Genomic DNA, 24,458 nt, shown 5'->3' with positions numbered 1-24,458 from the left:
ATCAATTCACCAAATTCTTGAAGAAGGACGATAGTATAAGAAGAGATTGGCGCTCTTCCATTGTAAGCTCTAGCGCGTCGGGATCTTCGGGTTCGATTCTGCTGACATCATGACCTTGAACGATAAAGCCAATGGCATCCGTATGATCAGCCAAGTCTTTTAGCCCCAGCGCTTGGCGCAGCCGCGATACCTCAGCTAAGGTTGCAATCGTTGTATCGCCTAATTCACCCGTCTGGGTGAGGTGGGCAAGAGCGATGTCGGACAAACGCTCCTCCATGTCGTCGATCATGCCGCGCACGGCAGTTGCCTGATCTAGGCCAGCCCGAGTGACATTGGAAAGATACGAAATGTCGCCCTTTACACTAACAAGCTCTTTCTGCTGCTCATCCAGATTGGAAACGGAGGACGCGATTTGCGCTGTTTCCTCGCGAAGAGCAGCAATGTCGGTGCAAAGACTAGCAACTGCCTTATGCAGCGTCTCATCCCTGTAGAATCTAAAGAGCTTTTTGATTCCCACGAATTTACAACTCCACACTCGTCGCATCACCATTCTAGCCATGCTGTCGGCATTTTCCTGCTTCCCCAGGTATACTTGTAAATACCTCGGTCCAACAGCGCTCCATGAAGAAAATGACGCAGTGCGTCATTTTCTCTGTTTTTACGCCCTGCTCTTACCCGGAGACGGGCGAGCGGCCAATTCCCGTTCCAGCCCTTCAATCCGATGACGTAGAAGCATGGCGAAGTTGGACGTCGATTCCCCACTCAATGCAGCTTCATCGAACACATTGGGCGGCATGGCGATTCGTTCTGCCAGTTCAGCATGATCCTCGTGGACATAAAAACGGTTAAGCCCGTCGAACCATACATAACGATAGCCTTTGGCCAGCACATCGGCCTCCCATTGGCGGTCCGTTTCCACCTGCTGACCGGGAGATGTGCTTTCGATGACGAGGACCCATGGCCTGACTACACAGGTCCATCCTCGGATCACTTGTGTCTCATAGCCTTCAACGTCGATCTTGAGCCAGTGCACTATCCCCTCGGCTCCCTCAAAGACATCATCAAGTAGAATCATGTCTACGCTGATGTCCTCGACCATGAAACCGCGCGCTAGCGCTTGCTCCATCGCCTGCGTGTCAAACGTTGACAGCCCAGTGTCGGGAATATTGTGAAAGACAGCCTTTCCCCGCTTGCTACCAACTGCCGCCTCCAGAACAATGTCGCCAGGACGGCCATCCCGCAACATCTCAGCATAATGGGGCGACGGTTCCACATGTATGCCGCGCCAACCATGATCGTGAAAAGCCTGACTAACAGAATCAATACGCGGATGCTGCGCACCGACATCTACATAGCAGCCCTGCTCCACGTCCTTAAGCGCACGCCAGAGAAGAACATCCTCAAAATTCTGAGCGAAGCTGATAAAGCTCAATAGCGTGTACCCGCCGATGCCACAGTGGCCAGAAGCAAATCCTGCCTGCGGCTGTTCTCGCTTACATGATTCATCAGCATGCCGATTCCGGCTATCAGCGCAGGTGTTGTTGGAAACACGCGTTGCACCATCTGCGCTACCCTCTGCCGGTCGCTGCAACCCAGCATGTCAGGGACGGCGTTCACCATCGCATCATAACCGCGCAATTGAATCTCTTCGCTTACCAAGACCGAGCCAATGTAGCGCACGCGGGTCTCATATACATCCTCCGGGCTGTCGAGCGGTGACATCGCGACGCCAGGTTCAGGGTCACGCCCGAGGCCACTCAAGTAAACATGCCGGACGAAAGCCGGGTAATCGCAGCGAAGATAAATGGGTGCCAACCTGAGTGCACGGAGCAGGGGAATCTTTGTCCTGTCAGCGTCCATTGGATATATTTTGCTCTTTCTATATCTGTTCAAGCCCCTAGGCCCGTAGACGCAGCGGATCATAAGCCGCTGATCCGCTTGATAGCAAGAGGGGCTAACCACTTTTATTTACTGAGGCGGGCGAGCGGGTGGGCGGGAGTGGTGCAAGCCTCTGATCTGCATTAGAAACTGGGTGTCTACGCCGGCCCTGTTGCAGGACAGAAAATGCCACAGGCCACACCCGCCATGAACGACGATATCGCAAGCCGTTTCGGATTCCCGGCTGTCAGCGGCAAGAAGATCACAGCCGTGTTCGACGGTGGTTGGCTGACCTCTGACGAAGGCGTGCTGTTGCTGGCGCAGGCCGTCAAACGGGCAGACTAAGGGGCAGATCACTCGTCTCAAGCTGATAAAGCGACAGATGTATGGTCGAGCGAAGCCGGACCTGCTGCGCGCGCGTAATCGGTGCGTGACCATCGCCAGCAGCAAAAGTGAGTCAGAGCCAATTCTCAGTGGAAACTTATAGCGCCCCCGGGGCACATCTCAGTGGCAATCAACACCGTCGCGCGTAAACTCGATGTTATCATGCACGCCATGCTCGTGTCGGCGAGCTTTTTGAAAGAAAGGCGACTGTTACGACATAAACCTTGCCAGCTCACACGCCCTTGGGCGTGTAGAGGTGTCCTTGCCAGGACGTGGCCGAACCATTCCGCCGAGGCTGTTGCACTTCCGTTATTGGATCGTGCATCTGACACATTGGAAGGTTCTCCCGCGAATCCCCATTATGCGGCAACATCTGTTGACCGCCAAGGCGACCGTGCTTCTGGCAAGTTCATCCCTACTACGCTTTAGGTCTTGCAATCTAGGCCGCTATTAGACGACAGCCTCTAAGAGGAGATAGGATAGTGTGCGATCATCCCAAACCACATGCGCCCGAAAACCGATATTTCGTAAGGACTTGCAAAACGCAATATTGCGAATAATTGCCTCACTCGCTGTTGCTTTCGCCGTCCGCGCTGCACCGGTCAGCCCGGAATAAAATGATCTCGCACCAGCACTAGCGCCTGCCCGTTGAGAGCCGCCGCCCGTTCCGCGCTTCCGCATTCGGTGTAGCAGCGCAGTTCCGGCGCATTGCCGCTAGGCCGTAGGTGTATGATGTCGCCGCCGACAAAATGGATGCGCAGCCCGTCGGTTCGGTCGATCCTGTCCGCCTCGCCCGCGATGTCCCCGAACATCGCTGTCAGCCGCGCGAGGGCATCGGACTCGTTGCCGTGTTCCAGATAAGCAATCAGCGCCTGGCTCTGCGCCGTGGGAAAGGCCGGCAACCGCTCGCTGAACGTATAGCGTGCGGGCACCTGCGCCAAGAGAGCGGAGAGCGCCACCCCTTGCCGCCCCGCATCGATCAGCGTCGCGAGGATTGGCAACACCGCATCACGCGTCGGCAGCGCGCCTAGCGTCCCACCCGCCGCCGCCACCGGCGTCGCCAGCAGGAAGCCGCCATTGGCCTCATAGCCGCACACGCTCTTATGCCCCTCGGCCGCGAGCGCGTTCATCGCTTCGATGACAAAGGGCGATCCGATCCGGGTGCGGCGCACCGCGTTGAACAGGCCCGATAACTCGACCGCGCTGTTGCAACTCACCGGCGTCGCAACTGCGCCGATACCCAGCGCCCGCGCGCACAATATTCCCAGCACGTCTCCGCGCATCCAGGTGCCGCTTTCATCGGCCAGCAGCGGGCGGTCGGAATCTCCATCGGTCGATAGGATCGCGTCGAGCTTCAGGTCCACCGCCCATTGCCGCGCGAGTTGCTGGTCCTCGGGCCGGACGGCTTCGGTGTCGACGGGGATGAATTTGTTCGAACGGCCCAGCGACACCGCTTCCCCGCCCAGCGCTTCGACCAGAGCGATCAATATGTCGCGCCCCACCGCCGAATGTTCGTAGACGCCTAGCCTCATGCCTGAAAGGGCTTGGCTTCCGAACGCATCGACATAGCGCGCAATATAGGGCATCGTGGCATCCACTAGCGGCGCGTCAGGCGCGGTGGGCGCCAGCATCTCCTCGCCATCGAACAGGTCGGGCAGATCGACGATTTGCCCACGGATGCCCTGTTCGTCGGCCTTCAGTACCTCGCCATCGGTGCGGTTGAACTTGATGCCGTTGCGGTCGTCGGGGATATGGCTGCCCGTCACCATCAGCGACGGAATGCCCCGACCGAAGCCATAGGCGGCTGCCGCAGGCGACGGCACGAAGCCGCAATTATCTACCGTGCCACCCATATGTTCGATCGCCTTGGCGCAAGCCGCCATGATTCGGGGACTGGACGGCCGCAGGTCGCCTGCGATGGCGACATGGGTTCCAGGGCCGAACTGGCCGATAATGGCAAGATGCTGTAGAAAGGCCTGCGTATAGGCAAAGCATACCCGATCCGTCATCGCCGAAACAAGGCCGCGCGCGCCACTCGTGCCGAACGCGACGCCGGACTGCGCCATGAGGTCGGCGATGGAAACTGTTTGGGTCATGGCAATCCGCTGCAATGGGAGAAAGACGGTTGGGGTCAGCTGGCGGCTTTGGCGGCGTCGAGGGCCTTGAGAGCCTCCGTCACCTTGCGGACCTTCTGAGATTCACCCCTTTTTAGGATCATGATGTCACCCTGCGCTACGACGACGATAAGATCATCGACATCGACCAGCGTGATGCGCGGCCCATCGCTATGGACCAAGCAGTTGCGCGCGCCGAGCAGCAGCGCGTCGCCGAGCACGGCATTTTCATCGGCGCAGCGGGTACTGACGGCGTGCAGGGAATCCCAGCTCCCGACATCCGACCAGCCCATACTGACTGGCACGCAGGCCACCTGTGTTTCCCTTTCCATGATCGCATAGTCGACCGAATCCGACGGGCATGCGTGGAAGGCCATAGCGTCTGGAAAGATATGCGCCCCGTCACGCTTCGCCTGCGCCATTGCGGTCTTGACGGCCTTCAGCATGTCGGGCTGGTGCGTCTCCATCGCGGCCAGATAGGCATCGGCGCGGAACAGGAAGATGCCTGCATTCCAAGCATGATCGCCCTCGTTCAGCATTCGTTCCGCATTGGCGACGTCAGGCTTTTCGACGAAGCGCGCGACGGCATACACATCATCGCCGCACAGATTGCCCATCTGGATATAGCCATAGCCGGTTTCCGGCCCGTCAGGTTTGATCCCGAATGTCACCAGCCAGCCCTGCGCGACCAGCGGCAGAGCGCGGGCGATTGCTTCATGAAAAGCGGGCAGATCGGCGATGACATGATCGCTCGGCATCACCAGCAGCGCGTCATCGTTTTGCGCTTCTAGGGCGGCGAGCGCGATGGCGGGCGCGGTATTGCGACCGATCGGTTCCAAGATGACCCGATAGTCGGCGATGCCGCTCTTTTGTAGCTGCTCGTCGATGATGCCGGCGTGAAGCGCGTTGGACACCAGGATCGGATGACCGACCAATGCGTCCTCAAACCCTCGTGTACGCACCGCTGTTAGCTGTAACATGGTTTCATCCGCCGTCAGAGGCAGCAGCTGTTTGGGACACTCAGGCCTGGAAACCGGCCAAAGGCGTGTGCCCGATCCACCGGACAGGATGACGGGGACGATATTCACTGAATCGCTGGACATATCTCGCCTGAAATTTAAGAGCCAATTTTCTGTATGCGGTGCGCCCCCCGCAATAGTCTCGAACGTCATGGGCAAAAACAGAAAGCTTGCCAAGCCTTAAAAAAGGACATGTCACAGAACGGTTACAAAGAGATGGACCTGCTTTTCGGGCGTTAAAGCTTCTTCGCACAGCCCTTCGCTCTCATCCATAAAGCCGCTCGTCCCACCAGACCGGTTCGGGCAACTCATGGATAATGCCGGCAGCGTCGGGATGCAACGGGTAGATCAGGATGTTACGCTCTGAGGTGGTCCCGCCTTCTTGGACAGTTTGGCGGCGGAGTTAAGCTAATCCCGGTTGTCGTTCATGCCGCCTGCTTGATCATCAGATCATGGGGGGCATGCCCCCCATGATCTGATTGCCCGATCCGCCGATAGGCCTCGACCGGGGTTCTCCCGGCCAGGCCCGAGTGCGGACGCTGGGTATTGTAATAGGTGATCCACCGGCCAAGGCCAGCCTTCAGCTCCGATCCGGTCTCGAAGGCGTGGAGGTAGACGCACTCGTATTTCAGGGAGCGCCAGAGGCGCTCGATAAAGACGTTGTCCATCCACCGCCCCCGACCATCCTGCTGATGCGGACCTCGGCATCGCGCAGCACACTGGTGAAGGCGAAGCTGGTGAACTGGCTGCCCTGGTCAGTGTTGAAGATCTCGGGCTTGCCGAAGCGCGCCAGTGCTTCCTCTAGCGCCGCGACGCAGAACCCGGCGTCCATGGTGTTTGACAGCCGCCAGGCCAAGACCTTGCGGGTTGTCCAGTCCATGATCGCGACCAGGTAAAGGAACCCGCGACGCATCGGGATATAGGTCACGTCGGCGCACCAGACATGATTGGGCCGCGCGATCACCAGCTTGCGTAGCAGATAGGGATAGACCCGGTGCTGTGGGTGTGGTTCACTGGTGCGAGGCCGCTGGTAGATCGGTGACAGGCCCATCTTCGCCATCAGGCGCCGTGCCCGCCGCCGCCCGACTTCGTGGCCAGCGCGCCGCGGGTGCCGCGCCATCTGGCGGCTGCCGTACCATGGGCACTCCATGAACGTCTCGTCGATCACCGTCATCAGCGCCAGCGTCTCGTCCGTTTCCGGCACCGGCGCGTAGTAATACGACGAGCGACTGATCCGCAGAAGACGGCACTGCGCCGAGATCGACAGACGGTGGTGAGCAGGCTCGACTATCGCCCGCCTCCCGTCCACGCTCATCGACCGAAGGCTTTCGCTAAAAAATCCCGCTCCACGACCAGTTGCCCGATCTTGGCGTGCAGCTTTTCCACCTCGCTCTCGCTGGTAGCCTTGGCCGCATCGCCAGCCCCGGAGAACGTGCTTGCCATCCCGTCGATGGCTTGACGCTTCCAAGCCGCGATCATCGTGTGATGCACACTGTGCTTGGCCGCCAGTTCTGCCAGCGTCAGGTCACCCCGGATCGCCTCCAACGCCACCTTCGCCTTGAAATCCGCGCTGTAGCGCTTTCTCGTCGTCTTTATTCCCGTACCAATCCATCAGATCGGGATTAGCTTAGCATTCTGTCCGGAAAACCGGCACCACCTCAACTGGAGCAGGCGAGGGATAAGCTGGGGAAGTCGGATTACGGCCATTATCTGCGCCGGATCCTGTTGACAGGGATGCTTTGACTAAGGAGAAACCTCCGTCTTGGTCATTGGATATCCTGTCGATGCTAAAGCTTGTTCCCCATTATGTCGAAAAGCCATGGGGCCGAACCGACCTTCCGCCGATCTTCGCGGCCGCTGGCGCGGGCCGCCAGATCGGCGAAGTCTGGTTTGAAAACGGCGACGGTCGCGACCTGCCCTTGCTGGTCAAATATATCTTCACCAGCGAACGGCTTTCGATCCAGGTGCATCCCGACGATGCGCAAGCCTGTAATAAGGGGCTGGCGCGCGGCAAGGAGGAAATTTGGTATATCCTCGATTGCAAACCTGGCGCGACGCTGGGCATTGGCCTCACTGCGGCCATGGCCCCTGATCATTTCCGCGCCGCCGCGCAGGATGGATCGCTCGAACAGTGGATAGATTGGAAGCCGGTCAAGCCGGGCGACTGCTACTTCATCCCGGCGGGCACTGTCCATGCGATCGGCGCGGGCGTAACGCTGGTGGAAATCCAGCAGAATGCCGACGTAACCTATCGCCTCTACGACTATGGCCGCCCGCGCGAACTGCATCTGGACGAGGGCGTCGCGGTCAGCCGCCTGACCCCTTACAAGCATGTCCTGATCGAAGCGCCGCTGGGTAGTGAAACCCGGCTGATTGCCGATAGCGCAGCGCCCTTCTCGCTCGATCTTGTCCATTGGAACGAAGACCAGAGTGTCAGCGTGCCAGACGGCAAGCTGCTGTGGTTCACGCCGCTGAACGGCGCAGGCAAGGTCAATGGTTTGTCATGGGAAAAGGGCGACTGCCTGCTGCTGGAGGGCGAATGCGCTTTTACCCTGACGGCGGGACCGGTATCGGCCCTCCTCGCCATTCCATGCTAGTGGATTGATCGGAACGAATGAGTCCATTTGAGGGATTTCCATGCTGTTGGTGCCGTGCGACGATGCGGCATGAGAACGGGTATCGAGATCGAGGTCACAGCACCGGACACGAGCGGCTTGAAGCAATTGTTGCTGCGCGCGGTTCGCCCCAGAATCATGTCTGGCGGGCACGGACTATTCTCCTGACAGCTCAGGGCCTGGGCACCCAGGCGATCATGTCGGCGACCGGCAAATCGAAGACTTGTGTATGGCGCTGGCAGGAACGCTTAATGGCCGAAGGTGTGGATGGGTTGCTTCGCGACAAGACCCGGCCTCCGGGGAAAGCGCGTCTCGATGCCGCTCTGGTCGACAAGGTCGTGGCGCTGACGCTGGAACCGCCCAGCCATGAAGCTACGCATTGGACGGTGCGCGCGATGGCCAAAACCATTGGTATCGCGGCATCATCAGTTGTGAAGATCTGGCACTACCACGGTCTGGCGTCCCATCGGTGGCGCAGTTTCAAGCTGTCCAACGACAAGGCTTTTGCCGAGAAGCTGCACGATGTCGTCGGGCTTTATGTCTCGCCGCCTGCCCACGCCATCGTGTTGTCAGTCGACGACAAGAACCAGATCCAGGCGCTCGACCGCACCCAACCGGGCTTGCCGCTTAAGCGTAATCGCGGGGCAACCATGACGCACGATTACAAGCGCAACGGGACCACCACCCTGTTCGCTGCTCTCAATATCCTGGATGGCTCCGTGATCGGCCGCAACATGCAGCGGCACCGGCATCAGGAGTTCATCCGCTTCCTGAACGCCATCGAAGCCGAAATGCCCGCCGATAAGGCCATCCACGTCATCCTGGACAATTATGCGACCCAAAAGCAGCCCAAAGTCCGTGCCTGGCTGGCCAGGCATCCGCGTTGGACCTTCCACTTTGTCCCGACGTCCTGCTCGTGGCTCAATGCCGTCGAAGGCATTTTTGCCAAGCTCACGAGGCGGCGGTTGAAAAACGGCATCTTTCATTTCGTCGTCGATCTACAGGCCGCTATCAACCGCTTTATCAAGGAGCATAACCAGGACCCGCCGCCCTTCGTCTGGAGGGCTAATCCGGACGAAATTATCGGCGCTGTGCGGCGCGGGCACCAAGTGTTGGAATCAATCCACTAGATGCCGTAATGGGCCAGCGTCTAGAATATAGTGACGACAACATAGCACGATGCTGGCGATTTTGACGAAGCCAAGGAAGTTAGTGAAGCGTTTTTCGTGTCGGGTGGCGATGATGCGCCATTGCTTGAGTTTGGCGAAGAAGCCTTCTATGCCCCATCACTGTATTTTCTGCAACATATACATGAAGATGGTTTAATTATAAATTATCTAAATAAAGTAATATTTGCAAATAAATTATGGAAAATAACAAAATGACACAAAATTCGAGAATTACATGTAGGATTTTAATAGATCATCTCGCCAAAACTGGCGGGCATTCGGTGAATGATTGTATCGCCGATGCTAGCTACGCCAATGCGGTATGTGGTGGTTTGATCGGCGATCACCAAACTCTTATCACTAAATACGGCGGCATGCATTCCGTGATTTCCGGTCATATTTGGTTCCATGGTGAGGGTCTTCATCCGGGCTGGATGTATGCGACCGTTCTTCGCCATCCTGTAAATAGAGTAATTTCTTGGCTTTCTTATCTTATTCACGATGTCAGTCAAAATGATCCGAATAACCTTCTCTGCATTGAAGCGAGAAAATTCGTAGATGGCATTGATTTTGAGATGTCGCTACCATTTCAAGAATCCATTAAAAATTATTATGTAAATCACTTCGCAAGTATTCTGGTTAGCAGAGCGGAATTGAATGACTGCGATTTTATTTATTGGGCTATTAAAGCAATTGGTCAATATGATGTGGTTGGATTTACTGACGAATTGGATGAATTTTGTATAAAAGTCGCAAAGATCATGAATCTTAAAAAAAATATTAATTCTATAAAAAGAATCAACAAAACATCGAAATCAATAAATATAAATGACATAGATAAAAAGATTTATAATAAGATTTTGGAGTATAATGATAAGGATATCAATTTTTACGATATTATAAGAAAAAAATATTGATTATTCCGTAGAATAATGCAGGAAAATTGGTGTCAAAAAATATACGCTATATATTTTGTTTGAACATTTATGAGACCTGTGTGCGGGTGGGCGTAGACAGGCGCGTTAATTGCTGATTCTATGGGCTTTCCAGGGAGGAGAGCGGTCGTGGCGCAGCGTTCGATTGGTCAGGAGCGGTTTGGGTTTTCAAGGTCCGAGCGCACGACGTCATCGCTGGATGCGCTTGTATCGCTGATTGATTGGCACACGGTCGCGGTTCTTCTCGAACCGCTTTATCCGGCCTCCAAAGGTGAGCCCGCTTGGCCGCCCCTGGCAATTCAAAGCGCTCCTGTTGTCGATCTGGTATGATCTGTCCGATGTGAAGCTGGCTGAGGCCCTTGACGATCGGGCCTCGTTTCGCCGCTTCTGTCGGTTTTCCGCGAATGAGGCGACGCCAGAGCGTACCGCGTTTGTCAGATTCCGCCGACTGCTGGTCGCGCACCAACTTGACCGATCCCTGTTTGAAACCGTGACCATGCAGCTCAAGGCCAAGACAGTGACGGTTAAGACCGGAACCCTGGTCGATGCCACCATCATTGCCTCAGCCAGTGAAGACGATGATGATGCGCGCTGGGTAAAACACAAGGGAAAGCGGGCGGTTCACGGCTTCGAGGCCCATGTTGGCGCCGATGCCGATACCGCGTTGGGAGAGGAAGTGTCGATCACATCGGCCAATATCAATGACGGCAAAGCAGGTCCCGATGCCTTGCCCGACAATCCCGGTGAGGTGTTTGCCGACAGCGCCTATCGCGGCAATCACTTTTGTGATGCCGTGCTGGCAAAGGGCGGCATTCCCCGGATCGTCGCCACCGGCATGTGGGGCCGCGACGAAGCTGAAACGCTCCGCAAGCTCCATGAATGGAATCAACCGATCCATCACGTGCGCGCCCGCATCGAGAAGATCTTCGGGGCATGGAAGCGATGCTACGGCCTGCGCCGAATGCGATGGCGAGGTCTCGCCAAAGCTGCCATCCAAGTCCACCTCACCGCCATCGCCTACAACCTCAAGCGCACGATGAATATTCTCTCCGTTCCAGCATGATATCGCCTCCGACCGCAAAGCGCAGGCCCGATGGATAATACCAAGATGCATTGATTACGACCCACGCGCCCATTTACGGCGTCCGATAGTCATGATGCGCCACGGCTGATCGACCAGCTTGTTCCAGGCTTCGCAGCAAAGGTCGATGATGTTGTCGTGCGATATGAAGATCCGGTTGGACAGCCAGTTATCCCGCATGAACTGCCAGATATTTTCGACCGGGTTGAGTTCGGGGCATTTCGGGGGCAGCGGAATGATGCTGATATTCTCTGGCACTTCCAGCTTTCCGGTCATGTGCCACCCGGCTTGATATATCAACACAACACCGTGGGCACCTGGCTCGATAGCGAGCGATATCTCCGTCAGGTGCAGCGACATGGTCTGGGTGTTGCAGAACGGGAGGATCAGGCCCGCCCCCTTGCCGAGTTCGGGGCAGATCGCACCGAAGATGTAGGCCGATTTCGTCCTCTGGTCCTTGGGTGCCGACGGCCGGGTGCCACGCCTGGCTCAGCGCCGGGTGATCTTGTTTTTCTGGCCGATCCGGGCCTCGTCCTGGAACCAGACCTCTATCGGCGTGCCACGCGGGAGGGCGGCTTTGATCTTTGCCAGCTCGGCTGCAAAGCCCCCTTTTTAAAGTCCTCCATCGCATATTCGTTCTGGGCATGGTGATGCGGGCGTGCCGTCAGTTTGACATAGCCCAGCTTCTTCAGCTCCCGCCCCACAGTCGTTTCCGTCAGGAACACACCAAACTCGCCATGGAGCCACCGCACCAGATCAATCAGCCGCCAGCGAACAACTCCATGGATCGCCGGGATCGGGCCGCTTTCAACGATCTCCGCAAGAGCCCGACGCTGGGCATCGTTCAACAACGGCGACTTGCCCGGCGCCTTCCCGTCGAGGAGTCCGTCCGGCCCCCGGGCATTGAAGCGCACCACCCAGTCGCGCACGATCTGCAACGTCACGCCGCCAATCCGCGCGGCATCGCTGCGGCTCCCACCATCATAAATTTCCGCCAATGCCAGCAGCCGCCGCCCTTGGTTCGCGCTCCTGGTCGCACGCGCCAGTCGCCTCAAGCCCACCGCGCCAAAGTCGTCCCGCAATCCGATCGCTGCACCCATAGCCATGCCCTCCAACGGGAAGCCATAGATTCAGAAATTCAGCGCCTTGGGAATCCCCCTCGTGAGTCAGCATCACTGGAGGTCGGTATAACTCGTCGAATATCTGCGTGATTACATAGCTCTACGCCCACCCGCGCTCAGGTCTCATTAGCCGCCAAACTGATAAAGAACGCGAGACCACCTCAACCCTGTACCGGAAACTATTTGCTGCGAATGCCTTCCAAGCTTAGATCGTGCAGCATGCAACGAATTAAATTTTGGTTGGACCGCGTGTCCAAAAAATATGCGCTTCATCCCAGATCAAATGGCTTCCCGGTTCGTCGAAACACCGCTGCCCACATAAGGGCAGCGGACAGCGCCCGCGCGTTGCAGAATTGGAACAAGGCAGCCCTATATTACCGTGAGGCTCTGGCTCTTGAACCTCATTTATACCATCTCTGGATCCAGCTTGGGCATATGGAGAAGGAGGCCGGCGCCATTGAGCGGGCGACCGCGGCTTACGAGGAAGCGGCTCGTTTGAAGATCAACAACGTCGAGCCGCTGCTGCACTTGGGGCATATGGCAAAGGCTTGGTGGCAGCCCAATGATGCTGCGGCATATTTTATCAAAGCCTTGCTACGCGACCCGGGCAATTTGCAGGCTCTCTCGGAGCTGGCGCGATTGATGCCAGATCGTGGTGCTGATGCATCTCCGAGTTTTTGGGAGGATGCCTTTACCGTCTTCGACCTCGATCCGACTGCGGCAGAGAAATCCAATTTCAGCTTGGCGGCGCCACACGCTATCCTGTTTGATGTGACCGATTTGTTTGCTTTTTTTGGACAGCGGCGCTTGCCTACGGGCATTCAACGGGTCCAGATTGAGATATCACTGGCTCTGCTTGATGAACCCACCGATATCCAACCGATATTCTGCCTTTATTCCGGCGCTCGGCGAGGATGGATTGCTCTGCCTCATGATGAATTTCAGGCGCTTTGCCATTTAGCCAAACAAAGCGATGACGTGACAGATCCCGCCTGGGTAAGACAATTGGAAGGCCTGTACCGCACCGTCGCGGTGTCTCCTACCATCCAACTGTCGACCTTGGCGGTTCTTATCAATCTGGGAACGTCATGGGCCGATAGAAACTACCTGCTCGACGTTCGCAATGCGCGTGATCGTAAGGCGATGATTTACATTCCGCTGGTGTTTGACCTAATCCCGCTGATTGGGCCAGACTGGTTTATGCAATCGCTGGTCCGAGATTATCGAACCTGGTTTGGATCCATGCTCCATTCGGTCGATGGTTGCCTGGCTATTTCACAAGCTACCCGCCAGGACCTGATTGAACAGTCCGCAATGTGGGATGCGCCCATAGCAGCAGATGCTGTTTCCGTCGTTTCGCTCAATGGCGATTTTAAACAAAGCTCCGCTGGCGTCGACGTCCTTCAGCAATATGGCCTGAAACCTGGCAATTATGTTTTGATGGTTTCGACGCTTGAGCCTCGCAAAAATCATATCGGAGCATTCAGCGCCTGGCTGAAACTCGCTGAAAGATTAGGTGAAGCAGCAGTGCCGCATCTCGTGTGTGTGGGGGGGCGTGGCTGGCTGAATGATGGTTTGCACCAGATGTTGCGCGATAATCCGCAGTTGAACCAAATGGTGAAAATCCTACACGGAGTGCCTGACGACAGACTTGCCACATTGTACGAGCATTGCCTGTTTTCACTCTATCCCAGTTTCTACGAAGGTTGGGGTCTGCCAGTTTCAGAAGCCCTGTCTTACGGCAAGGTGCCCGCAGTTTCGGCCGTCTCCTCTCTTCCGGAAGCCGGCGGCGCCTATGCGAGCTATTTCAACCCGCATGATGCTGACGACATCGCAGCAACCGTGCTTACCTTGCTCGACAGAAAGGTGCTCGCGACAACTGAGGCGGCGATAGAACATAGCTATGCGCCGCAGACATGGCTGCAGATTGCGCAAAATTTGGTTGCTAAGGCTCAATTGATCAAACCGCGCCGACAGGACGACCTGATGGGTATAGCTGGTCCGGGAACTTGGCTCATGTCACTTCCTAGGGAGATCAACGATGTTATGTTGTCAGGCGAAGCGATGCGCCATGGCGATGGATGGCTTGTGCCGACCAATTCTGGGTGTCGGATCAATGGCAAGGGAGCTGCCTTATGGTTTTCCTGGTCAGGCTCGCCCGATGGGCAGGCGGAAATCCATGTCGCTTCCATGCCTAGTCCCGCTCACATTAAAGTAGAACTGAATGGCTTATCTCAGGAGACATTTTGGGCGCCCGATACCCCGATCGCCATCTCCCTACCCCTCCCCGATTCTGCCGGACCTGTTCATATTAATCTGATCCCAATCACCGGCGAGCTCATGGTAGAAAAAATCGTGGTTACACAAAATCCAATATCATGCTGAATTGGATTTAGCGTACCAGTAACAGCATCACATCCTCTGTCGGGGGAGCCGCAAGGATTGCCTCCCGACTGATAGGTTGAATGCCACCCTCCAACGAAATGACAGAAATAGTGAACCCGTCGGCTAGGATCTGATCGATAAATCCACCCGGGTTATCATAACGAACCCGCGCAAATTCAAGGACGATGGTAAGGGAGCGCCCCCGCTCCAATATACCGGACATACCGTTCCAGATCGCCATTTCAGATGTGTCGGCATCGATCTTGATGATATCCGCATCATGCAGCTCTTCATAACTGTCGAGCCTGCGGGTTCGCATCAGGCGAGTTTCCGTTGCCTGGTCATTGGACACCGGATGTTCCGCAGGCAGCAGATGGGCATTTTTGGGTTCGTCGGTCGGCACAACCAGCAATACGTCTGCTTCAACATCCGCCAACGCCTGCTCATGCACCTTGGCGATTGCATCGAACCCGTTAATCGCTAAGCTCTGCGTCATCCGGCGCGCCAGATCGATGTTAGGCTCAAAGGCGTGCACCTCGCCTGCAGATCCGACCAAATCGGCCAGAAGCAGTGTAAAATAGCCTAGATTGGCCCCGACATCGACAACCTTCATGCCCGGCTTCACCACTGCCGCGAGCAATTCGGTGATCCACATTTCCCAATAACCGTCCAGAAGCAGGTGACTGGACAGTCCAACATCGGTGGTATCAACAACCATTTTGTAGCGTCCCAACACCCGGCATAAGGACCGATTTCCACCGAGATAGGCATTGGAGCACAGCTGGCGGATCACCGCTTCGTTACGTTGCCGGGGCTGAGTGAGAAGATGGTTGAGGTGAAATAGCCTGATACCCCCATCATTTGCAGATCCGTGACGGAAGCGGGCAGCAACGTTCGAAAAATAGGGGATGTGCTTCATATGCTCGCCCATAAGGCAAAGCGGGTGATAAAGCGACAATGTAAGAACGCTGGCATGAGTATTTTAAAGCGTATCACCCGCTGCGCCGCTGCCCCCACGGCGCGGCGCCACCATGCTAAATTTCTGTTCTATCGGCCTCCAAATCACGTTAGAAGCCCCTCATGAACATGATTTCAGACACTTCCGGATCCATGGGTGATCGCGGCTTCTGGCGCGGCCTCAAGGTCCAAGGAGATGTTATCGGCGCGCTGTTGATGCGCGAGTTGCATACTCGATATGGCCGCGAGAATATCGGCTATCTATGGGTGTTTCTGGAGCCTCTCAGCCTCGCAAGCGCCGTTGCCTTGCTTCATATGGGCCATGGTTTGCCTCATAGCGGTATTCACCCTGTTCCATTCGCCATTCTCGGTTACACACTCTTCATCATGTTTCGCGGCATGGTGACGCGTGCGGACGGTGCTTTGGAATCAAATATGCCGCTTCTCTACCATCGGCGTGTGACCATTTTCGACATGATGCTGGCACGCGGCCTACTCGAAGCCGTCGGCACATTAATGTCCTTTACGGCATTAATTGGACTGACAATAGCCTTCGGCATCGCTGATTTTCCAGCAAGATTATATTATCTTCTAATAGGAATAATATTACTATTCTGGTTTTCTTTTTCTATTTCTCTTTTGATATGTGCGTCGACGCATGACAATAAGTTGGTCGCAAGATTTGTTCACCCAATAACGTATGTCTTGATGCCAATATCTGGTGCATTCTATCAGCTTTCATGGATTCCTCAGCCATACAAAGAGTGGCTTACTTGGTTTCCCCTTACAACCATATTTGAACTTTTAAGATATGGCCAGTTTCACACAGCGAAGGATACCTACGTCGATATACCTTATATCGCTGGTTGTTGCCTGTTGCTGACATATGGCGGGCTTGCATCTATCAAAGCGACCCGGCGTCGCATCCATCTTCAATAAGGTGTAAACTTTGGATCACTCATCCCCAACGGTTCAGTCTCGGCTGATCGGGTGGCTGCGCAAGCATCGCAACTGGTGTCTGATTGTGCTGCTTCCAACCGCTCTAGTAGCGATATATTATTATCTGATAGCGGCCAATCAGTATCAATCCGAGGCCCATTTCGTTGTCCGGACGTCGGAAACAACCGCTCCGGCACCAAGCGGCTTGAGCCAAGCCTTGACGATGGTTGGCGGAGCTTCTTCTGAGCGTGACGCTATGTTGGTTGCAGATTACCTGGAATCGCATGATGCGGTAGACGCCCTGGAGTCTCGGATCGGTCTAAGCCAGCGCTTCCGTCGGCCCGAAGCCGATCTGATCTCGCGTCTTTGGTTCGCCAACCCCACTCCAGAGCAGCTTGAGAAATATTTCAAGGGCAAGGTCGACGTCGACGTAAGCACCGAAACCGGTGTTACGACCTTGAAGGTTCGCGGCTTCCGCCCTGAGGATGCTTATCGCATCATCCAGGAATTGCTGAAGCTCAGCGAAGATCGGGTCAACACGCTCAATCAGCGCAATTATGCTAACGCAATCCTGATGTCTGAGCGGCGCGTCAAGGAAGCTGAAGCTAATCTGTCGCAAGTGCAGCAGCAGATTACCCAGTTCCGCCGGAACGAGAGAGATTTCAATCCTCAGATCACCGGCGCATCGCGAACGGATCTCGTGTCCGAGCTTCAGGGGCAACTTGCCGTCGCACGCGCTCAAGAAGCGTCCGTAGCATCTGTGGTCAGTGCTAACAGCCCGCAACTCGTGGCGCTTCGCCACCGCGTTGCAGCCTTGTCCCGTCAGGTGGCCGCTGAAACGTCCAAACTCTCTAATGGACCCGGGAACGTCGCGTCGGGTTTAGGCGCCTATGAAGGTATCAAGGTCCGGCAGGAAATGGCCGGCAAGCAACTGGAGTTGGCGTCAGCGTCACTGCAGCGGGCGCAGGACGATGCTCGCCGACAGCAATTGTTTGTCGTTCCAGTGGTCGATGCAAACATGCCTGTGAAAGCGCTATATCCAGAGCGCACTAAAACTGTGATCACAGCTTTCCTCGCTTTGGTGCTTGTATATGGCGTCGGTTGGCTGCTCGTCGCAGGTGTTAAAGAACACGCCGCATGAAAACAAAAAAGGCCCGGCAACAAATCTGCCGGGCCTTTTTCTTTCTCCTATCGCGTCGCGTTTTGTACCGCGACCACTGGAGAGAATAGCTGCCCGAAAGCCTGGATGACCTTAAGAGGCTGATTCGCCGACGCATTGCCGATGTAAATCATGTCTTTGTCTCGCATCACGAAACGCTGTGCCAGAAAGTAATTCTGCGCCTGCATCATGTTGATCCGATAGGCGACCGGAGTCTGCGGGGCCTGCTGCCCTCCTTCAAGCCCGCCTGCTGGTACTAACCGAAAAACGAACACCGATTTCGGATCCGCCCGTCCATCGTTGGGGCCGCCAGCGCGCGCTAGCGCTTCGGCAAGAGTCAAAGTGCGGCTTTCAAACGGGATCTGAGATATCCGGTCGAGCGCTCCAAAGACGGTGAAGGTTCTAGGCTGACGGATCAATTCAATCCGGTCCCCCCCCAGAAGTACGAGATCGTCGGGCGAACCGGCTACGATGCTGTCGAGCGATTGCTCGGCGACATGACCTCGCCGGGTAAAGCGAACGATGACATCTTGAGCGCCAGTCCCAGTCGCCGTCGAAGAACCTGTTTGCACGGTGCGGCTAATTCCGCCCTTTTCGGCAATCGCATCGAGCAAACGCTCCCGTGCCAACGTCAATGGGAGGCGCCCCGGATTAGCGATATCCCCCATGATAACCGCCGTATTAGCGATGTTCCGGCGCAAAGACACTATAACCTGCGGACTTTGCGATTTATCTCGCAATCTCGCTACGATCCGATCCTGGACCTCCGTCGTGGTCAGCCCTGCTACTGGAATGGTACCAGCATAGGGCAGCGAGATATTCCCGCCTCGATCCACAATGACGCCACTGCCGCCGAGTGTCTCGTTCTGAGCAGAGATACCAGCATCGCTGTCGGATGACACATTGGCAGTACCGATGGTCGCTCGGCCACCAAATAGCGTAACACCTACTTCATAAATTTCGATAGAAAGCACATCCCCTGGACCAATCTGATCGACCTCTCCACCTGCAGCAAGTGCAGCAAGCGACCCGGAGGAGTTAGACATCGCCGACAATGCGCCGATGTTGCTAGGATTGATATCGACGATCTGGAAGCCGATCGTGTTCTGCTTAGCGCTTCGCTCAATCTGGCTGCCGGTCGGCCCATTGCGAGGCAATGTTGCGCAGCCACTTAATGCCGTCGCAGCCAGCAGAATCAGGTGCGGGCGAATGAACAGCCCCCGGCACTTTACGTACATGACATTACTCCAATGCTGCGACAGGGCAGTTTCATTTCAGGTTGCTTCTTTCCATGCGCCTAGCGTCTGGCGATCCCATGGTAAAGTTGGCGAATTCGTCCGGCGTAGGTGGAAAGGGAAAACTTGTCTGCCTGGACCAGCCCCTCGGCCGCAAGCCGGATACGCAAGGCATCATCGATGTCCAAGCGTCTGATGCCATGCGCTATGGCGTCGATGTCATAAGGATCTACTGCTAAAGCCGCCTCGCCCGTCACCTCGGGCAGAGCGCCAGTCGTGCTAGACAGAAGCGGAACGCCGGCAGCCAGAGCTTCCAGGGCGGGCAAACCAAACCCTTCATACAGCGCCGGAAACAGACAGGCCTTCGCCCCGTGTACAAGATCTGTCAGCAGGGTTCGCGGCACATAGTCGATGCGGCGGATACGATCGACTCCGGGCAATTTGCGGCCATGGGCATTGCCCAGCAGCTTCAGTTCGCGATCGGCATGCCAGGCCTCGGCTCCCACGATCACGAACGGCGTATCGACATTCGATTCCAGATACGCCTGGATCACGCGCCCCAGGTTCTTTTTGGGTTCGATCGCGCCAAAGAACAGGAAATATTTTTTCATCTCCAGGTCGAAAAGCTGGTGCAGGCGATTGGGCAACGATCCGGGATCGCGCAGCGCAGACATGTCGCTAGCCTGATAACAGTTGGTGATCCTTTCAGGATCGGCCTGCATCAGATCAATGATGTCAGAGCGCGACTTTTCCGATACGGTAACAATATGGTCTGCCTGCGCGACACAAGCCCGCACCAGCCTGTCATAGTAGCGCTTGTCTTCAAGGCTGGCGCGCGGCAAACGCAGCGGAACCAGGTCATGCAGGGTGTAGATGTTGCGGGCGCCTGCCAACCGGATCGGCAGCGGATAGGTCCAGTGCATGATTGCCGGTGGATCGGGAATTCGGACCGTCATAAATTTGCTGTACCGGCGAAAGTGCCGAGCGCACACATCGTAGAGCTCTGCCCGGTTGAAGAGACGGTCAAATGGCGGCAGCCGGTGACCGCCTTCCGACGCCACTGTGCGGCCCGTGACAGGAATTTCGATCATATCATGAGCAAAGGGATGCACACGCCAGCGGCGCATCCGTCGGCGCATGCTAAGGCGATGGGGCGGATCGGCTCCCAATTGGCCGAAAAACAGAGATTCCCGCAGATCGTCATTCACCTTGCGGGGAATGTTAACTCCAAACAGCAAATCAACGGAATAGCCCAGTTCCGCAATAGCCCCTGCCAAGTTACGCCCATAGGTTGCGACACCCGTTCCCTGCGGCAAAGCCAGGTTATAGCCATCAACGCCAATGCGCATGGCCGCCGATACCGTATCAGTCATGCCATCCCATACAGTTTCAAAAGCCGCTGTGCATAGGGCTCCAATTCAAAATATCGGGATCTTTGAAGTCCGCGCGCAATAAGCTCATCACGCAATGAAAGATGACTATCGATAGTGATCAGTCCGTCGCGCAACTGCGCGGGATCAAGCGGATCGACCTGCAGCGTCGCTCCCGCGCCAATTTCCGCCAGTGCCGGGACATTGGAAGAAAGAACAGGCGTGCCCAATGCCATTGCTTCAACGACGGGCACTCCAAAACCTTCGGCCAATGATACGAGGGTCAGAGCTCGTGCATTTGCAATCAGCTGAAGAACCGTATCACGCGCCTGGAGGCCCAGTCGCATTGCGCCGGGAGTTGCCTGAATAAGGGCATCAATATACGCCACATCCAAGCCGTCAGGGCCGGAAATTACGAGTGGTGTTCTCAACCCGCTGGAACGATAGGCTTCCAAAAGACCTGTAAGGTTTTTGCGAGCCTCGACGGCGCCGATATAAAGGAGATAGCCGCCCGACTTAAGGCCGGAAGGAAGCGTGCCTTGCTCCACTCCTGCGACATCGACGCCCTGATGACAGGGTATCACTTCGTCCTTTGGCCAACCCATCGCGGCCGTAATCTGGGCATGTGCGGCTTCCGATACCGTCACAAAATCACCCCCATCAGCCCGCAGCATGTCCAATATGGTTCGCAATCGAAGGCCGTTGACAGGGGTCGGCACGCTGGGATCAAGCGGCATCACGTCATGGACGGTATAGATGTTGCGCCAGCCACGTATCCGCATCGGCAGCGGATAGGTCCAGTGCATGACGCCAGGCTGGCCCGGTAAGTCAAGGGGCATCGGCTTTTTGTAGAGACTAAAAAACACATGCGCTTCGCGAAAGATATCGCGCGCCCAATATCCTTCCCCGTTCGCTACCGCTTTGCGGGGCCACGGACGCAGCGCTACCATGCGCTTGCCATGATCTGACCGGCGAGCTTGCGATCCCCCGTCATCAAGGATCATCGGCGGCCTGCCCGCCAAGCGCAGGGCCGATACCAAGGTTCGGGCATATTGTGCCACCCCCGTACCGGCCCCTCCGTCGTTCAACAACCGTCCATCGATGCAAACCGGTACATTCCGGTCCATTGTCACGCATCTACGCCTCGACCAGAGCCTTCGATGCGTCAGGATGCCAGATCCACCAAGCTCATGGCTTCGTAAAGCTCTTGGCGCGCCGCAAGATTTTCCGGTTTCGCATAGCCGACAGCGCGCAGACCTACGACAAAGTCACGTCGGTCATTCTCATATCTTGGATAGGATCCTTTTACATCCATCTTGAGCTGGATAGTCCCCTCGTCATCAACCTTGGCCATGAGCCTGATGACCTGACCATGGCTGACGTCCCACATCCTGATTGACTTCATTTCTTCACTTGCAACGGCATCGAACAAGGTCAGCGTACAATCGGCAGAGCCCGGTGCGGTGGAAAGTTGCAGATATACCAGCACGGATGAGCCCGGAGCCATATCGGTTGGTATGCTAAAGGACGGCTTTGGCCCCCGCAACCAGATGCCATGATCTTCCGGAGCATAAAGAAATGAAGAATCTATCAATATTCTCTTGGGAAGATGAAAATATCTTCCGGTATCGACAGTGCTTCCGGCAATAACCTTGAAGGAAAGCGAGCTTCCTTCGGCGAGGTTTGACTTGAATGGCGTGATTTCAATATTCTGATATATCTTCACTTTTTCCATGAAGTCCGCGCCGACATCATGCCATGTCCTAGGCACGAAATTATCCTGGATCATCTTTGTGCGGCGATCCCGATACGCCTTATCGGTGATCATCCGACGGAAAATGTCTATTCCCTGAGTGATGTTGAAAGGATCGACATAATCCACAAGGGCGCCACCCACTTCCGGGATAGACGAAGTATCCGACGCGATGCAGGGGCGGCCGTGGTATAGACTTTCGCCTACCGGCAATCCCCAGCCCTCGACGAAACTGGTGAAAACCGAAAATTCACAGTTCTCATAAACCGCATTCAGTTCGCCGTCCGACAAATTGTGTGCGATGTGCAGCCGACCATCAAGATTATGGGTAGCGTTGAGCACATCCGTCAACGCGCCGATCTTCCATCCATGCCGTCCGACGAAAACCAGATCGGGAACATCGATTCCTTCGGCCATCAGCCGCCGCCAGACATTGACCACATAAAGATGATTTTTGCGGCCTTCTATGGTCGAAACATAAGCGACGTAGCGCTTGCCCTTCACGCGTCGCAACTGCTCGGGCCATTCCACTTCATCGTCGGCGGTACGCGTGAGATGATGCGCTAACGGCACCGTCATCATCGGAATCTGGCGACCGCCATTCTTCGTAATAAATTCGCCCAGAGCTTGCCGCGAGGCATCGGAAATGGTCAGTATGAAATCGGCAACCGCGCATAGCTCGCAAATCGCCATCGAAAAATCAGTAACCAACGCTTCATCGCAGAATTCCGGATGTGTTACCGGAATGATATCATATACGTAGGCACCAATCCGGACACCGTTTCGCTTGGAACGGATGAAATCTCCGACGCTGTTGCCAAGACCCCAGAAAGCTCCCAGCAGGATGATCGTACTTCCCTGCAGCGGCAGCACGCGTTCGGCCGCATCCTCGCACGTCATCACCAGCGCGCGCAGGGTATCGTGATCCACCTGTTTACCCGATGCATATTTGATGATCCGTAGAACCTGCGCATTGTCGACCATCCAGAACTCGCCGGGCGGCAGTGTGCTTTCCACCGCATTGCCAAGGATGAAACGAACATCAACAGCCGCATCCTGAATGGCGTGCAGCGCGATGCCGGCTTGGACGCGCTGAATGCCGGACATCGTCACATGCGCCTTGAGATAGCCGAATAGATCCTGGATCGCGAAAAAGACCGTTCCTTCGCCGAGTTCCAGCGCGCTGGTCGCCTTGCTGTCCTGGCGCAGCAACCGGATATTGCGGATAGCTTCGGCATTGGGCGCGACGGCGTTCACCCGCTCATAGGCGACAAGCGCCTCCTCACCCCGGTCCAAGCGGCGCAGAATGTCGGCGAGGTGAATGTTGGCGTCTGCGTCATCTATGTCCAGATTGACCGCGGTCTGATAAGCGTTCGCAGCTTCCTCCAGTTGTCCCTGCTCTTTCCAGGCATGGCCCAGTTGAACCCATATTTGCTGATCGGCGTTATTTTCGGCAAGATGTTTTGTGTAGGCATTGACCGCACCGGGCCAATCCCGTGCGGCACGACATTGATTACCTTTACGACGATAATTCACTTTCTGAACCGTACTCAATATTTTCGACAGCATGTCATGCTCCATGCAGAAACCAAAAGGTAACATCGTGCCTCATCGTCTCCTGCCCCAGCGCTCGCTATCCCGCAAGTCTGGAAAGTTGACTTATTGCCGTGTCCAATTGGCGATTATCGGAGCCGCATTGTTTCTGCCAGCTCTTCTTGCCTCTGGTAGCGCTTGGACTGCATCTACAGAACCTGCAGATCGCGGCCCGTGCGACAGCATCCCAGCTTTTGCCGGTTCGCAAAAGGACGCAGGACCGGCCTTCAGGGCATGCCTGGACCAAACGCCTGCGGGGGGAACCATTGCCCTGCCGTCGGGCCATTATCTGATCGCGACACTGGTTCGGATCACGCGTCCCGTCATCTTGCGGACCCAGGATTCAGGCGATGCCTCCACCCTTCTTTGCGGACGAGAAGCGATGTGCGGTTCTCCACTTCTCCATTGGCCCTGACGGGGGGGGGGGGGGGGGGGCTGGGGCGGTCATGCCATTCGACATTAACAGCAGCAACGTGCGGCTTGATCGACTGATATTCGAGGTAGCAAGGCTGAGCGATCCCGCCCTGACCGCCAGACGCTGTTCATCCGACAATGAAAGAGCTTTGGCGGGTGGATTGAGGATCAACGGCAGTGAAAATTCGATCGCTCGGTCCATTTTCCGCAACATGGGCCGCTATGCCGCGCTAGAATATGGCGGCGGCCACGATGTCTTAGAGTCGGTTTCGAAACTCACGCTGACCGAGCCAAACGGCGTAGCATGAGCATGGCGGCGGCGGCGTAGAGGAAGGCT

Annotated in this window: 19 protein-coding genes and 4 pseudogenes; 11 read left to right on the top strand and 12 right to left on the bottom strand. The window is 56.0% G+C overall.

Going from position 1 to position 24,458, the window contains the following annotated elements; genetic code table 11:
* Position 1: 1 nt before the first annotated feature.
* The 3 genes from AC0KVN_RS19905 to AC0KVN_RS19895 all read right to left on the bottom strand — a co-directional run bounded on the left by AC0KVN_RS19905 (position 2) and on the right by AC0KVN_RS19895 (position 1,722).
* Positions 2-559, bottom strand: a complete 558-nt coding sequence (locus tag AC0KVN_RS19905; protein ID WP_483656354.1) for a hypothetical protein — start codon at positions 557-559, stop codon at positions 2-4.
* A gap of 99 nt (positions 560-658) precedes the next feature.
* Positions 659-1,432: an FkbM family methyltransferase gene (locus AC0KVN_RS19900; RefSeq protein ID WP_483656353.1), complete on the bottom strand. Its 774-nt coding sequence runs from the start codon at positions 1,430-1,432 to the stop codon at positions 659-661.
* Entirely contained in the window at positions 1,429-1,722 is a 294-nt protein-coding gene (locus AC0KVN_RS19895) for a hypothetical protein (RefSeq protein ID WP_483656352.1), read from the bottom strand. The genes AC0KVN_RS19900 and AC0KVN_RS19895 overlap by 4 nt, the downstream gene beginning before the upstream one ends.
* Positions 1,723-2,064: 342 nt before the next feature.
* On the opposite strand from AC0KVN_RS19895, the pseudogene AC0KVN_RS19890 reads away from it, so the two are divergent.
* Positions 2,065-2,214, top strand: a pseudogene (locus tag AC0KVN_RS19890) (IS1380 family transposase); the annotation flags it as partial.
* Positions 2,215-2,864: 650 nt separating this feature from the next.
* Here the strand turns inward: AC0KVN_RS19890 and AC0KVN_RS19885 are convergent.
* The 3 genes and pseudogenes from AC0KVN_RS19885 to AC0KVN_RS19875 all read right to left on the bottom strand — a co-directional run bounded on the left by AC0KVN_RS19885 (position 2,865) and on the right by AC0KVN_RS19875 (position 6,991).
* Positions 2,865-4,358 carry a phosphomannomutase gene (locus AC0KVN_RS19885; protein WP_483656351.1) on the bottom strand — a complete coding sequence of 498 codons (1,494 nt, stop codon included), beginning with the start codon at positions 4,356-4,358 and terminating at the stop codon, positions 2,865-2,867.
* Between the two features lie 35 nt (positions 4,359-4,393).
* A complete protein-coding gene (locus tag AC0KVN_RS19880) occupies positions 4,394-5,479 on the bottom strand; it encodes a mannose-1-phosphate guanylyltransferase/mannose-6-phosphate isomerase (protein WP_483656366.1) in 1,086 nt (361 codons plus the stop codon).
* Positions 5,480-5,820: 341 nt separating this feature from the next.
* Positions 5,821-6,991: pseudogene (locus AC0KVN_RS19875) on the bottom strand (IS3 family transposase).
* Positions 6,992-7,179: 188 nt separating this feature from the next.
* Here AC0KVN_RS19875 and AC0KVN_RS19870 point away from each other — a divergent pair.
* The 6 genes and pseudogenes from AC0KVN_RS19870 to AC0KVN_RS19845 all read left to right on the top strand — a co-directional run bounded on the left by AC0KVN_RS19870 (position 7,180) and on the right by AC0KVN_RS19845 (position 11,177).
* A complete protein-coding gene (locus AC0KVN_RS19870; RefSeq protein ID WP_483656350.1) occupies positions 7,180-7,992 on the top strand; it encodes a class I mannose-6-phosphate isomerase in 813 nt (270 codons plus the stop codon).
* 69 nt (positions 7,993-8,061) lie between these two features.
* A pseudogene (locus AC0KVN_RS19865) lies at positions 8,062-9,140 on the top strand (IS630 family transposase).
* A gap of 96 nt (positions 9,141-9,236) precedes the next feature.
* Positions 9,237-9,395, top strand: coding sequence for a hypothetical protein (locus tag AC0KVN_RS19860; RefSeq protein WP_483656349.1), 159 nt, complete (start codon positions 9,237-9,239; stop codon positions 9,393-9,395).
* On the top strand, positions 9,392-10,096 hold the full coding sequence (locus AC0KVN_RS19855; RefSeq protein WP_483656348.1) for a hypothetical protein: 705 nt from the start codon (positions 9,392-9,394) through the stop codon (positions 10,094-10,096). Before AC0KVN_RS19860 ends, AC0KVN_RS19855 begins: the two co-directional genes overlap by 4 nt.
* Before the next feature lie 147 nt (positions 10,097-10,243).
* Positions 10,244-10,444: a hypothetical protein gene (locus AC0KVN_RS19850; RefSeq protein WP_483656347.1), complete on the top strand. Its 201-nt coding sequence runs from the start codon at positions 10,244-10,246 to the stop codon at positions 10,442-10,444.
* Complete coding sequence (locus AC0KVN_RS19845; RefSeq protein ID WP_483656346.1) at positions 10,428-11,177, top strand: IS5 family transposase; 750 nt, start codon at positions 10,428-10,430, stop codon at positions 11,175-11,177. Before AC0KVN_RS19850 ends, AC0KVN_RS19845 begins: the two co-directional genes overlap by 17 nt.
* 54 nt (positions 11,178-11,231) lie before the next feature.
* Here AC0KVN_RS19845 and AC0KVN_RS19840 read toward each other — a convergent pair.
* Positions 11,232-12,295, bottom strand: a pseudogene (locus tag AC0KVN_RS19840) (IS630 family transposase).
* A gap of 240 nt (positions 12,296-12,535) precedes the next feature.
* Between AC0KVN_RS19840 and AC0KVN_RS19835 the strand changes: the two are divergent.
* The gene (locus AC0KVN_RS19835; RefSeq protein WP_483656345.1) at positions 12,536-14,701 is read left to right on the top strand and encodes a glycosyltransferase family 4 protein; all 2,166 of its coding nucleotides are present in this window, start codon (positions 12,536-12,538) and stop codon (positions 14,699-14,701) included.
* A gap of 7 nt (positions 14,702-14,708) precedes the next feature.
* Here the strand turns inward: AC0KVN_RS19835 and AC0KVN_RS19830 are convergent, their stop codons facing one another.
* Positions 14,709-15,620: an FkbM family methyltransferase gene (locus AC0KVN_RS19830; protein ID WP_483656344.1), complete on the bottom strand. Its 912-nt coding sequence runs from the start codon at positions 15,618-15,620 to the stop codon at positions 14,709-14,711.
* A gap of 161 nt (positions 15,621-15,781) precedes the next feature.
* On the opposite strand from AC0KVN_RS19830, the gene AC0KVN_RS19825 reads away from it, so the two are divergent.
* Both AC0KVN_RS19825 and AC0KVN_RS19820 read left to right on the top strand, forming a co-directional pair.
* On the top strand, positions 15,782-16,597 hold the full coding sequence (locus tag AC0KVN_RS19825; protein WP_251007659.1) for an ABC transporter permease: 816 nt from the start codon (positions 15,782-15,784) through the stop codon (positions 16,595-16,597).
* A 217-nt stretch (positions 16,598-16,814) separates the two neighbouring features.
* The gene (locus AC0KVN_RS19820) at positions 16,815-17,738 is read left to right on the top strand and encodes a KpsE/RkpR family capsule polysaccharide export protein (protein ID WP_483656343.1); all 924 of its coding nucleotides are present in this window, start codon (positions 16,815-16,817) and stop codon (positions 17,736-17,738) included.
* Positions 17,739-17,785: 47 nt separating this feature from the next.
* On the opposite strand, the gene AC0KVN_RS19815 is transcribed toward AC0KVN_RS19820, so the two are convergent.
* The 4 genes from AC0KVN_RS19815 to AC0KVN_RS19800 all read right to left on the bottom strand — a co-directional run bounded on the left by AC0KVN_RS19815 (position 17,786) and on the right by AC0KVN_RS19800 (position 23,683).
* Positions 17,786-18,994, bottom strand: coding sequence for a polysaccharide biosynthesis/export family protein (locus AC0KVN_RS19815; protein ID WP_483656342.1), 1,209 nt, complete (start codon positions 18,992-18,994; stop codon positions 17,786-17,788).
* A gap of 59 nt (positions 18,995-19,053) precedes the next feature.
* Positions 19,054-20,364, bottom strand: coding sequence for a glycosyltransferase family 4 protein (locus AC0KVN_RS19810; protein ID WP_483656341.1), 1,311 nt, complete (start codon positions 20,362-20,364; stop codon positions 19,054-19,056).
* Positions 20,361-21,449, bottom strand: coding sequence for a glycosyltransferase family 4 protein (locus AC0KVN_RS19805; RefSeq protein WP_483656340.1), 1,089 nt, complete (start codon positions 21,447-21,449; stop codon positions 20,361-20,363). The genes AC0KVN_RS19810 and AC0KVN_RS19805 overlap by 4 nt, the downstream gene beginning before the upstream one ends.
* Before the next feature lie 77 nt (positions 21,450-21,526).
* Entirely contained in the window at positions 21,527-23,683 is a 2,157-nt protein-coding gene (locus tag AC0KVN_RS19800; protein WP_483656339.1) for a glycosyltransferase, read from the bottom strand.
* Positions 23,684-24,153: 470 nt separating this feature from the next.
* Between AC0KVN_RS19800 and AC0KVN_RS19795 the strand changes: the two genes are divergently transcribed.
* Positions 24,154-24,429 (top strand): hypothetical protein, encoded by a 276-nt coding sequence (locus AC0KVN_RS19795; RefSeq protein WP_483656338.1) that lies wholly within the window; start codon positions 24,154-24,156, stop codon positions 24,427-24,429.
* Positions 24,430-24,458 lie beyond the last annotated feature (29 nt).

Source organism: Sphingobium sp. SG1 (assembly GCF_057063145.1).
Note: the sequence above shows the minus strand (reverse complement) of the source record. Positions and strands in the feature narration are given on the sequence as shown.